Source organism: Micromonospora sp. KC721, assembly GCF_004348355.1.
In the GTDB taxonomy this organism is placed as follows: domain Bacteria; phylum Actinomycetota; class Actinomycetes; order Mycobacteriales; family Micromonosporaceae; genus Micromonospora.
The window spans coordinates 18,084-29,313 of sequence record NZ_SMJY01000057.1 but is presented as its reverse complement, the minus strand read 5'-3'; the positions used below and the strand labels follow the sequence as shown (position 1 = coordinate 29,313).

Here is an 11,230-nt window from a genome sequence, read left to right as displayed (position 1 = left end):
GCTCGGTGCTGGCGGGGGAGCGGGGGCAGGGCCCGCTCACCGAGGTGCAGCGACGGTTGGTGCAGCGTTTCGGTGGCACGACCCAGATGGAGTCGCTGTGGCGGTTCAACGACAAGTACCAGCCGATGTGGCGTCCCCGGTACGTGTTGCTGTCCGGGTCGGGCAACGCCGCCGTGCAGGGTCTGGCCATCGCCGGTGCCGAGGGCGTCTCCGAGCTTCCGGTGATCGGCCGGCTGGTGGGCCAGGAGGGGCGGCGCGTCGGGTGAGCGCCGGCGGGTCGTCGCCGCGGCGGCAGGAGCCCGGGCGGCAGGAACCCGGGCGGCGGTCCCGCACCGCCCGGGTTCGCGCGGCTCGCGGCCTCACCTGGCGCGTTGGGTGGCCAGGGTGGCGAACACCACCGTGTTGTCCTTGTACGACTTCGCCTTCTTGTCGTAGTCGCCACCGCAGGTGATCAACCTCAGCTGCGGCGTGCCGTTGTGCTGGTAGACCAGGTCGGCGGGGACGCTCTTCTTCGGGTAGCGGGCCACGCCGTCGACGATGAAGCGGGCCGTGGTGCCGTCCTGGCGGAGCACGTCGATGGTGTCGCCCGGTTTCAGGGCGCCGAGGCGGAAGAAGACCGCCGGTCCGGTGCTGCGGGCGTCGAGGTGGCCCACCAGCACTGCGGTGCCGGGCTCGCCCGGGCTCGGTCCCAGCTTGTACCACCCGGCCAGCTTGGCCGGCGGGACCGCGATCTGCTGGTTCTTGTCCAGTCCGAGCGGGGTGGTCGACGCGTCCACGCCGATCCGCGGGATCCGGACCCGGGTGGGCTGCGACCGGGGCATCCCGATCGCTTTCGGGGTGGGCGACGGGCGGTTCGCGGCGGGCCGGCCGTCGGCGCGTTCCCAGGTGGCCGGTTCCTGGACGGCACTGTCCGTGGGCGGGTCGGCGTCCGGCGAGGCATCGGCTCGCTCCGGCGTCGGTGACCGCAGGAACGGTGGTGCGGCGGCGGGGTCGGGCTGTGGTGCCTGGACCGGTTCGGGGGTCCTGGCCGCGAGTCCGATCAGGCCCGCCCCGGTCAGCATGAGCAGGACGACCAGGACGAGGCCAGCGGCACGCCATGGGAGTCCATGGCGGCCGCTGGCGCTCCTGGCCGCCTTAGGCGACAGTGCCATCGGCGGACCGCCGACGCAGCAGACCGAAGCCGCCGAGGGCCGCCACGCCCATCAGGCCCGCGCCCGCCGCCACCAGGGAACCGGTGTTGGAGTCGGCGAAGGGACCTTCACCGGCCGCGACGCCGCCGTTCGCCGGAAGCACCCAGGCGCCGTTCGGGCCCGCGTACGCGCCGCCGAGGGCGGGGATGTTGGCGACGGGCTGGCCCAACGGCGTCCCGGCCCCGCTGGCCCGGGAGGCTTCGACCGTCTCGAGGATGTCGCTGAGCAGGTCCACCTCCACGTCCACGTCGACGTCGAGGTCGCGGATGCAGACGACGAGGGCCTGGGCGTTGGCGTTCACCGCCGCGGATGCCCCGATCTGGACGAAGGTGTTGACGCCGCCCGTCAGGGTGTTGTTGCTGATGGTCTGGGCGACGCCCGATTCGGCGTTCTGGTCATTGGTGGCGCAGATGACCCCGTTGCCGTCCTTGTCCTTCAGCTTGAAGGTCTTGGGCTTGTCGTTCTTGTCGTTCTTGTCGGCGTTGTTGTTCTTGTCGTTCTTGTCGCCCTTGTCGGTGTTGTTGTTCTGGTCCTTGTTCCTGTCGGTCGTGTCGTTCGAGTCCCTCTTCCACTCCCGCTGCTGGTTGTTGGGCTCCTTGTCCGGCCCGTCGGTCGCGGCGAGCGCGGCGGCGGGTGCCCCGAGCAGCAGGGCGGCGCTACCCAGCGCCACGCCGCCAGCGAGCTTGCTCAGAAAGCTCTTCGACATGTTCCTCACTCCTTCTCTCGTCGGCCCAGGAGGGCGAGCCATGAGGAACGTTATTCCAGTTCGTGCCGGATCAGAACGTTTTCCAGGTTTACGGCACTAAGAAGGCTTCACGTGCTATACGTGAGCGTTTGCCACGATCTCGGGCGGAAAGTCCGGTTAATCGGGTTTGGGGGTGCCGGGGCGGCCACTGTCATCCCAGCGCTCACCGTGGCTCCCGGCGCGGTGACGCCCCGGTGACGCCGGCTCCGCAGACTCGCTGCTGGGGCCGGTGGTGGCCGTTTCCGCCCGGGTCCCGTCCCGCGCAGGCCGTCGAAAGGGGACTCCATGATCAAGACAATGATCCGGAAGCCCGCCCGCCCGGACTGCGCATCCGTCGCGGAGTCCCGGTGGCGGGCGGCGGCTGGCCAGGCCGACGGTGCCAGCGACGTGGCGGGCGGGAGTACGCCGTGACGCCGGTGCGCACCGTGCTGGCGATGCGTACCCGGGAAGGCTGTGAGCAACGGTTCGAGGCCGAGTGGCTGGCCGTGGCGGAGAAGATCCGTACGCTCGACGGCTGCCTGCGCCAGGAACTGGTCCGCGACGTCGACGACCCGCGCAACTACCTGATCATGAGCGACTGGGCGGACCGGGAACGCCTCGACGCCTTCGGCCGCAGCGAACACCGTGACCACCTGCTGCGCGTGATCCGCGACCTCCGCGAGTCCGCCGAGCGGCACACCTACCAGATCGTGCACAGCGTACGCACCGAGTCGGAGGAGCCATGACCGAGCCGGTCGGTTCGACGTCCGAGTTCTACACCGGCGAGTTCGCCACCGACCCGTACCCACCCTCGCGCGGCTGCGCGAGAGCACGCTGGTCTGTCTCGACGTCACCCGCGAGCGCGGCCCGCACCTCGGCCTCGGCCACGGCGTCCACTACTGCCTCGCCGTTGCGCGGCCTGCGGGAGCTGCCCGTCCGGTTCGGCGCGTGAGCGCCGTCCCGGCGACGCAATCCGTCCACCAATCCACCAAGGAGCAAACATGGTCTTCCGCAACGTGATCGTCTGCCACATGGTTCCCGGCAGCGAGAAGATCGTCGGCGACGTCTTCGGGCACTACGACAACACCACCCGACCGCAGGACCTCGGGGTCATCGGGCGGATGCTGCTGTCGCACCACGACCTCTACCTGCACATCATCGAGCGCAAGCAGGACCCCAAGGTGTCGGGCCAGAACCGTGGACTGCCCGCCTTCCAAAAGATCGCCGAGGCGATCGGGCCGTACGTGACGCCGTACCCGAGGTACTGGAAGAGCGCGTCGGACTCGGTGGCGAAGGAGTTCTACCACTGGGCGCCGGACGGGCCGAAGCCCGAGAACACGACGCTGCTGGTCATCGTGGGCCGGATCAAGCCGGGGGCCGAGCCCGACGTCGCGCGCATCTTCGCCGAGTCCGACGCCGGGTCGCTGCCGGCCGAGCTGGGCGTCGCCGAACGCTGGCTGTACTCCATCGACGACGTGTACGTCCACCTGCTGGAGCAGGACGAGTCCGTCGCCGAGGCCGCCCAGCAGGAGCGCGGCAAACCCGCCTTCGCCAAAATCATGCAGGAGCTCAGCCCCTACATCGGACCGTACAACCCGCAGGCATGGCGCGGCCCGCAGGACTCCCTGGCGAACGTGTTCTACCGCTGGCGCGCGCAGGACTGACGGGCACCGCCGCGGGATGCCGGGTTCGGGTTTCTGGCGCAACGGAGCTGGCGATTCCTCGACCGGCTCCGTTGCTTCCGCCGCGACGAAGCCGCCTGGATCACCGGCCAGACCATCGCCTCCGACGGCGGTTGGTCCGCCCGCTGACAGCTGCAACACCACCTGGCGCAGCGGCACCACCGCCATCTCGTCGCGTCGGACGCCACCGTCAGGCCGCCGCGCGCGAGCGTTGGCTGCGCCACAGCCGGCTGGCCGGACCGAGAGCCCGTGGCCAGTCCTCGCCGCGCCGGGTCAGGGACCGCTCGGTGACCGTGAACCCGCCCACCAGACCGGCCAGCTCGTCGAGCACGTCCGCCTCGCGGAACGGTTTGCAGGAGAAGATGTTGACAAAGATCTCGCGAAGCCAGGGGTAGGTGTGGATCGCCGCGTGTGACTCGGCGAGGATCACCACCGCCGACTTTCCGGCCTGGTGCGGCGGGCCCTCCTCGGTGGCCACCAACGGCCCGGCGATCACGGTCATGCCGATGCGGTCGACCAGGTCGCGCATGAAGGTGTGCAACGCCTCGTCGTCGTGCAGCGCGCGGGTGTCGGCGATCTCGGACAACCGCAGGGTCAGCTCGTCACCGTAGTGGTCCTCGGGCGCGTGGCCGGTGAGAGAGTGGCTTATCATCGGATCTCCTCTGGATGGTCGGTCTCAGCTGGCCCGGGAGAGCAGCCGGATCGGATCGGCGGTCAGTTCCTGCATGATCGAGACGACGCGGGCCGGGCCGGCCGGCTCGCGAGGTGGCACGGCGGCGCGGGCCGACCGGATGCCGGCGGCCTGCGCGACCAGCTCACGCAACCGCTCCGGCCGCCAGTCGTCGGCCTCGCAACTGGCGGCCAGGCCCTGTCGGGCCAGCATGTCGGCGAAGTACCCCCGCTCCGGGTCGTCGCCCGCAAAGACCAGCAGCGGTACGCCGGCGTGCACCGCGCCGGCCAGCGTGCCCCGGCCGCCGTGGCACACCAGGACGCTCGCCCGGTCGAGCAGGTCACGCAGCGGCAGCAGCGGCCAGAGCTGCACGTTTCCGGCGGGCGACACCCGGGGCGGGACGCTGTCCGGCCGGCCCGCCGCGATCAGCACGTCCACCGTCGAACCCTCGAACGCCCGCAGGCAGTGCCGGTAGTACCAGTCGGCGTCCATCGGTGGCCCACTCGTGTAGGCCAGCACCCCGGTCCGTCCGGGCCGGGGCCAGTCCGCCGGCCCGGCGGCGACGTGGCGCTCCAGCGCGGCGGCGGTCAGCTGACCGACGTACTCGCCGGTGCTGTACCGGGCGACCAGCGGATCCATCTGCGGCGTCAGCGGATAGACCAGCCGGGTGCTCCAGTCGAAGAGGACCTCGGACAGCGAACCCGGCTCCGGGGCCCGGCTGCGGCGCAGCGCGGGCCGGAACGCCTCCAGCGCCCGGGTGTCCAGCGGCGCCCAGCCGACGCCACCCCGGCCGAACCGGCGGTGGTCCGGCCAGGTCACCGGGGACACCACCGGGATCCCGGCCAGCGCCCCGGCCACCACGGTGGTCAGGTCGTAGTCGTGGAACAGCACCTGGACGCGGTGCGCGCGGAAGGCCCGCAACTGCGCGGCCAACACCGTCTCCACCAGGTCACGGTCGGCGTACGCGGAGCGGGACAGCAGGTCGTCCAGGCGCAGCACCGTGCCGGGCTCGTCCGGGTAGGACGCCTGCGCCGGCCCCGGGATCGGCACCGCCGGCACGCCGAGCCGGTCCAGGACCGGCCGGACGTGCGGGCTGGCGAAGAGCACCGGCGTGTGGCCCGCGCGGCGGACCGCCTCGTACACGGCGAGCACGGTGGAGACCGAGCCCAGCCCGTACGACCACACCCCGGGTACCAGTCCGACACGCATGGCGGCTTTCCTTCCGTGACCGGGCGCCGCATCGCCGATCGGCTGCCCTCCCGGCGGCGACCGTACGGAGCACAGACCAGTGTGGACAAGGTGGCGACACCGACGCGCCCGCGAGGATGCGCCCTGGGTCCCACGACGTCTGCCCGGAAGGTCGTAGATATCGACGCGGGGCGCGCTTTTGGCCGGTCGGCGTCCCTATCCTGTGGCCGATGGACCCGTCGCAACCTGGGAGGACTGATGAGGCAACGTGAGCTGTCCGGCGGCTCGGGAATTCAGGTCAGCCAGCTCTGTCTCGGCGCGATGCCGTTCGGCACCACCGTCGACGAGCAGACGTCGTTCGCGATCCTGGACCGGTTCGTCGAGGCCGGCGGCACCACCATCGACACCGCGAACTGCTACTCCTTCTGGGTGCCCGGCGGGCGCGGCGGCGAGAGCGAGACGGTGCTCGGCCGGTGGCTGGCCGCCCGGGGAGGCCGGGACGGGCTGGTGCTGGCCTCGAAGGTCGGTTCCGGGCTCGGCGTCAACGGCGCGGCCGAAGGTCTCGCCCCGGCGGTGATCCGCGAACAGCTCACCGGATCACTGCGCCGGCTCGGCGTGGACCACCTGGACATCTACTACGCGCACCGGGAGGACCGGAACACCCCGGACGCCGAAACCCTGGCCACGTTCCACGAGGCGGTCACCGAGGGCAAGGTGCGCACCCTGGGGGCCAGCAACCACACCGCCTGGCGGCTGGCCGAGACCCGGGCGCTGGCCGAGGCGGGGGGCCTCACGCCGTACACGGTCGTCCAGCAGCGCTACTCGTACCTGCTGCCGCGTCCGGCGACCGCCCTGCCCGAGGGCGGGCACGTGCACGCCAGCGACGAACTGCTGGATCTGGTACGCAGCCGCGACCTGACCATGTTCGCGTACAGCACCCTGCTGTGGGGCACGTACACCCGGGCGGACAAGCCGCTGCCGGAGCACTACCAGCACCGGGGCACCGAACGGCGGCTGCGGGTGCTGGGGGAGGTGGCGGCCGAGCTGGGCGCCACCCCGAACCAGGTGGTGCTGAGCTGGTTGACCGGTGGCGATCCGGCCATCGTGCCGATCGTCGGGGTCAGCTCGGTGGCCCAGCTCGACGAGTGCCTCGCGGCAGCCGACCTGGAGCTGCCGACCGAGCTGCGCAAGCGTCTCGACGAGGCCTGCTGAGCGAGGGCGAAACCCGGCCGGGCAGGGGATCCACGATCCCCTGCCCGTTTCTCGTGCCCCGAACGTCGAGCCGGCCGTCGCGCTGTCGGGTGTGGCGGCGAACGGGTTGCCCTGCTCCGGCGGAGCAGGGCAACCCGGGACGGGTGCTCAGCGGGGCTCGACGAGGGAGACGACGACCTGCTGTCCGGAGTGGTCCGACATGCCGTACGCCGGAACCATCCGGTATTCGTGGCTGCGTACCGGGCCGTCGGTGAAGGCCCAGTCCAGCCGCCACTTCGGCGACCTGTCGGGCCACGAGACCGGGTGGAGCCGGTCGCTGGCGACGGCCGCGTCGGTGAGCCGAGCCGCCAGGTCACGCAGTTCGCCCATCGCCGAGGTGGCGTTGAAGTCGCCGGCGAGGAGCCGCCCGTACGGGTTGGCCGCGAGATCGGCCCGCAGCGCCCGGTAGTGAGCCTGTCGACGGTCCTGCTGGGCGCGCATGAACTCGGTGAACTCCGCCGACGTCGGGTCCATCGAGATGTCCAGCTGCACCGGCACGTGCACGTTGTAGACCGACAGCACACGGTCGCCGACCGTCAGGTCGGTGCGGAGCACCTTGTAGCGGTAGTAGTCGGAGAAGTCGGAGCCGGCCGGGGTGCCGTGCCGCGCGGGGTCGGCCAGGTGCGGCCAGCCGTCCAGTCCCCGCCACGCCGCGATCGGGTAGCGGGACATGGTGAGCAGTTCGCCGGTGGCCACCACGTGGTGTTCCGGGAAGCGCGCCCGCAGCTCGGCCACGTGGTCCACCCGGATCGGCCGGTGCCCGGCCAGGTCCCAGCCGACGTGCTCCTGCAACAGGTAGACGTCGGCCCGCTGGGCGGCGAGGTGGTCGTAGAACCGTTGCGGGTCGTGCCCGTCGTGCCAGTACTCGGTGTTCCAGGAGAACACCCGCAGCGCTCCCGGCGGGGCTGGGGTGACGCCGCCGACGCCGGGCAGCGCGTGCGGGTTCAACCCGGCCAGGTCCAGGCCGATGGCCAGGCAGCACAGCGCGGCGGCGGCCAGCCGCCAGCGCACGGGGCGGGCCAGCGGGGCGAGCGCCAGCAGCAGCATCGGGACGGCGGCGAAGAACAGTGGCGGCGGCAACTCGACCAACCGCCACCACCAGTGCTCGCCGGTCAGCAGCAGGAACACGCCGAGGAACACGGCCCAGGCGGCGACCAGGGTGACCAGCAGCCGGGTCCGGCGCGGCCAGCGCTTCCGGTCCCACCGGCGTCCGGCCGTCGTGGGCGTCGTCGGTTGCGGGGCCCGGCCGGTGGCCGGGCGGTCGGCGGTGACCCCGGGTGCCCCCGGCGCGGTGCGCGCCGCGCCGGGGGCGGGGTCGAGCAGGACGCTCATGCCGCGGTTCCGACCAGGTCCGCAGCCGGGTTGCGGCGGGCCGACCAGTCGGCGTCGTAGAGCCGGCGGAAGCTGCCCGAGCAGAGCCACTGCACGGCGCCGACCGCGATGCCCGCGGCGATCGCCACGTTGGTCAGGAACGCCACGCCGGTGAAGACGGTCAGGAAGCGGGCCCCTCGGCTGCGCCGCACGTGCCGGTACATCTCGGCGTCCGCCGACAGCGACACCCCGAACAGCGCGGCGGTCAGCAGCAGCCACGCCGGGTGCAGCGCGACCAGCGGCAGGGTGGCCAGCACGCCGAGCGCGGCGACCGTGCCGAAGGACCGGGCCGGGCTCTCGAAGCCCTTGGCGAACCGGCGCCGGCGGGCGAACAGCGGCACCCGCAGCCGGGCCCGCCGAAACAGCTTGCGCAGCAGCGGGAACAGCTTGTCGTCGTCGTCGTGCCAGCCGCGTACCCGGTCGGTGACCATGATCTGGTAGCGGGCGGACATCCGTTCGCCGTAGTCGACCTCCTCGGTCTGCCGCAATCGTGGATTGAACGGGCCGACCTCGTCGAAGACCCGGCGCGGAACGGCGGTCAGCGACGAGAACAGGAAGCTCACCTCGCCCAGGGACGCCATCCGCCAGCAGTACGCCTGGAGCACCCGGCACTCCTCGACGATGCTGTCCCGGATCAGCGGTTCCTCCTCGTAGATGCCGCAGACCGCCCCGTACTCGGGGTGGGCGGCCAGTTCGGCGACCGCCTTCTCGACCGCGTCCGGCCGCAGCGCCACGTCCGAGTCGACGAAGAACAGGATCTCGCCGCGGGCGGCGGCGGCACCCGTGTTGCGGGCGACGGCCACTCCGCTGTTGCGCGGGGTCTGCAGCACCGTGACGTCCCGCTGGCGGGCCTTCGCCAGGGAGTCGTCGGTGCTGTGGTCGTCCACGACGATCACCTCGAGCGGCTGGTACGTCTGCCCGAGGGCGGCGTCGATGCACTGGCCGATGGAGTTGCCGTAGTTGTAGTTCGGAATGATCACCGAGACCAGCGGGTTCGTGGTCGGGGTCGTCATCGGTCTTCTCCTAGTCGCGTCGCAGCAGGGGCGGGGGTCAGGGAAGGAAATCGAGCGCGGCCGGGTGCTGGGTGACCAGCAGGACGCCGCCGAGCAGCGCCCCCCACAGCAGGGCGTTGACGAGCATCGCCCGGTCCCGCAGCAACACCCGGGTGGGTTCGCCGCCGTCTCCGTCGACGACGACCACCTGCAGGTAGCGGGCGATGGCGAACAGCGCGAACGGAGTCGAGCCGACCAGCGCCAGGGCCTGGTGTGGGGCGGGGATGGTCTCCTGCACGTAGCCGAGGAACCCGCTGATGGTGACCGCGGCGCAGAGCACGATCAGCAGATCGAGGTACTGCACCGAGTAGCCGGCCAGGGAGGGCCGGTGGGCGCTGCCACCGACCGCCATCTCGTGGCGCCGCTTGCCGAGGATGAGCAGCAGGCACAGGGCGAACACGGAGACCAGCAGCCAGCTCGACACGGCCGCCCCGGCGGCCAGGTAGCCCTGCACCACCCGCAGCAGGAACCCGCCGGCGACCACCAGCACGTCCAGCAGCGGCAGGTGCTTCAGCCCTCGACTGTAGGCGACGTTCAACGCCAGGTAGACCGCCAGCGGCCACCACGGGAACGCCGGTCCGGACAGCACCGCCGTGACCAGCGCGGTGGCGACCAGGCCACCGAAGGCGTACGCGACGCCGACACTGACCCGGCCGGAGGCGACCGGGCGGTGCCGTTTGGTGGGGTGGGCCCGGTCGCGGTGCCGGTCGTAGACGTCGTTCCACACGTACACCAGGGCTGAGACCATGGTGAACAGCAGCACCGCCCAGGCCACCCGGCCGAGCACACCGAGCCCGAGCCGTGGCGTGTCGATCAGCACCAGCGGCACCACGAGCAGGTTCTTGGCCCACTGGTGCGGTCTGATCAGGGTGAGCAGGTCGCGTACCAGGGTCGGGCCGCTGGCCCGCCGGACGACGGGGGAGGATGAGTGGGTCGGGTCGGTCGCGGCGGGCTGACCGACGGTGCGGGCGTCCGCCGCCAGGGCGGTGGAGCCGGTCGGCGCGGACCCACCGAACATGGGCGGGTCGACGAGGACAGTCACGATAACCTCCGGTACCGGTTCAGAAGACGGCTTTGGCCAGGCCGAGGGCGCCCTGCTTCCAGGGATCCCGGCTGGTCCGGCCGGCCGAGGTCGGGGCGACGTGGCGGTTCGCCCGCCACCAGTCGTAGGTGCGCAGGATCGCGTCACGGTTGGACAGTCGTGGGGTCCAGCCGAGCACGTCGCGGGCCTTGTCCACGCTGACGTACGAGTCGGCCAGCAGCTTGTGGATCAGCCGCCCGTACACCGGCGAGAGCTTGAGTCGTTGCAGCAGCTCCAGCGCGGCGACGGCGGGGCGGGCCGGGATGGAGACGACCCGTTTGCCGTGGCCGGCGGCGTCCAGTACGGCCTGGAAATCCTCCCGGATGGTGGCGAACCGGTCGGCGGCGATGTTGAACGTGTCGTTGGCGACCGGGGCCGGCGCGGCCAGGACGGTGCGCACCGCGTCGACCAGGTCGTCGATGGCCAGCATCTGGATCCGCACGTCGCCACGGCCCAGCACCGGGAAGTTGCGGCCCTCCTCGGCCCACTCGAACAGCATCGAGAACAGCCCCATCCGCCCCGGCCCGAGGAAGGTCTTGGGTCGCAGCATCGGCAGGCACATCCCGCGGGCCCGGAACCGTTCGGCCACCTCCTCGGCGCCGGCCTTGGCCCGGCTGTACGGGTCGACCGGCTCGCGTGGGTACCGCTCGGTGGTCGGGACGATCTTCGGCAGCCCGTACACCGCGGTCGAGGAGACGTGCACGACCCGTTCGGCACCGCCGCGTTGCGCGGCGGCCAGCACCGTCTCGGTGCCGCCCACGATGATCGACCGGATCTCGTCCTCGGGATAGCTGGGCAGGGCGGCGGCGGTGTGCACCACCGCCTCCGCGCCGTGCAGGGCGGCACCGACCCGCTCGACGTCGCGCACGTCGGCGACCGTGTAGCTGACCCCCGGCACCGGCTCGACCGGTTCCCGGACGTCCAGGCTGCGTACCTGCCAACCGTCGTCGGCCAGCGCCCGTACCAGGTGGCCGCCCAGCATTCCGCTGCCGCCGGTCACCACCACCGTCTTGCCGTTCAT

General features: G+C 71.8%; 13 protein-coding genes. 5 read left to right on the top strand and 8 right to left on the bottom strand.

Going from position 1 to position 11,230, the window contains the following annotated elements:
* A partial coding sequence (locus E1182_RS12825; protein ID WP_132264452.1) for a phosphatidylglycerol lysyltransferase domain-containing protein occupies window positions 1-266 on the top strand: 266 nt, incomplete at its 5' end.
* Between the two features lie 93 nt (window positions 267-359).
* Here E1182_RS12825 and E1182_RS12820 read toward each other — a convergent pair.
* The gene (locus E1182_RS12820) at window positions 360-1,151 is read right to left on the bottom strand and encodes a class F sortase (RefSeq protein WP_132264450.1); all 792 of its coding nucleotides are present in this window, start codon (window positions 1,149-1,151) and stop codon (window positions 360-362) included.
* A complete protein-coding gene (locus tag E1182_RS12815) occupies window positions 1,135-1,896 on the bottom strand; it encodes a hypothetical protein (RefSeq protein ID WP_132264448.1) in 762 nt (253 codons plus the stop codon). The genes E1182_RS12820 and E1182_RS12815 overlap by 17 nt, the downstream gene beginning before the upstream one ends.
* Window positions 1,897-2,342: 446 nt before the next feature.
* Between E1182_RS12815 and E1182_RS12810 the strand changes: the two genes are divergently transcribed.
* The 3 genes from E1182_RS12810 to E1182_RS12800 are packed head-to-tail and all read left to right on the top strand — an operon-like array spanning window position 2,343 to window position 3,578.
* Window positions 2,343-2,660: a putative quinol monooxygenase gene (locus tag E1182_RS12810; RefSeq protein ID WP_132264446.1), complete on the top strand. Its 318-nt coding sequence runs from the start codon at window positions 2,343-2,345 to the stop codon at window positions 2,658-2,660.
* Window positions 2,657-2,866, top strand: coding sequence for a hypothetical protein (locus E1182_RS12805; protein ID WP_132264444.1), 210 nt, complete (start codon window positions 2,657-2,659; stop codon window positions 2,864-2,866). The genes E1182_RS12810 and E1182_RS12805 overlap by 4 nt, the downstream gene beginning before the upstream one ends.
* 49 nt (window positions 2,867-2,915) lie before the next feature.
* The gene (locus tag E1182_RS12800) at window positions 2,916-3,578 is read left to right on the top strand and encodes a TcmI family type II polyketide cyclase (protein ID WP_132264442.1); all 663 of its coding nucleotides are present in this window, start codon (window positions 2,916-2,918) and stop codon (window positions 3,576-3,578) included.
* A gap of 208 nt (window positions 3,579-3,786) precedes the next feature.
* Here E1182_RS12800 and E1182_RS12795 read toward each other — a convergent pair whose 3' ends face one another.
* On the bottom strand, window positions 3,787-4,248 hold the full coding sequence (locus E1182_RS12795) for an S-adenosylmethionine decarboxylase (protein WP_132264440.1): 462 nt from the start codon (window positions 4,246-4,248) through the stop codon (window positions 3,787-3,789).
* Between the two features lie 24 nt (window positions 4,249-4,272).
* Window positions 4,273-5,475 carry a nucleotide disphospho-sugar-binding domain-containing protein gene (locus E1182_RS12790; RefSeq protein ID WP_132264437.1) on the bottom strand — a complete coding sequence of 401 codons (1,203 nt, stop codon included), beginning with the start codon at window positions 5,473-5,475 and terminating at the stop codon, window positions 4,273-4,275.
* Window positions 5,476-5,712: 237 nt separating this feature from the next.
* Here E1182_RS12790 and E1182_RS12785 point away from each other — a divergent pair, with 237 nt between their 5' ends.
* A complete protein-coding gene (locus tag E1182_RS12785) occupies window positions 5,713-6,666 on the top strand; it encodes an aldo/keto reductase (protein ID WP_132264435.1) in 954 nt (317 codons plus the stop codon).
* 147 nt (window positions 6,667-6,813) lie between these two features.
* Here E1182_RS12785 and E1182_RS12780 read toward each other — a convergent pair whose 3' ends face one another.
* Genes E1182_RS12780 through E1182_RS12765 form a run of 4 tightly spaced genes read right to left on the bottom strand, consistent with a single transcriptional unit; the run spans window position 6,814 to window position 11,230 of the window.
* Window positions 6,814-8,037 carry an endonuclease/exonuclease/phosphatase family protein gene (locus E1182_RS12780; RefSeq protein ID WP_132264433.1) on the bottom strand — a complete coding sequence of 408 codons (1,224 nt, stop codon included), beginning with the start codon at window positions 8,035-8,037 and terminating at the stop codon, window positions 6,814-6,816.
* Entirely contained in the window at window positions 8,034-9,089 is a 1,056-nt protein-coding gene (locus E1182_RS12775) for a glycosyltransferase family 2 protein (RefSeq protein ID WP_132264431.1), read from the bottom strand. The genes E1182_RS12780 and E1182_RS12775 overlap by 4 nt, the downstream gene beginning before the upstream one ends.
* A 37-nt stretch (window positions 9,090-9,126) precedes the next feature.
* Window positions 9,127-10,170, bottom strand: a complete 1,044-nt coding sequence (locus E1182_RS12770; protein ID WP_243706195.1) for a UbiA prenyltransferase family protein — start codon at window positions 10,168-10,170, stop codon at window positions 9,127-9,129.
* 19 nt (window positions 10,171-10,189) lie between these two features.
* On the bottom strand, window positions 10,190-11,230 hold the full coding sequence (locus tag E1182_RS12765) for an NAD(P)-dependent oxidoreductase (protein WP_132264454.1): 1,041 nt from the start codon (window positions 11,228-11,230) through the stop codon (window positions 10,190-10,192).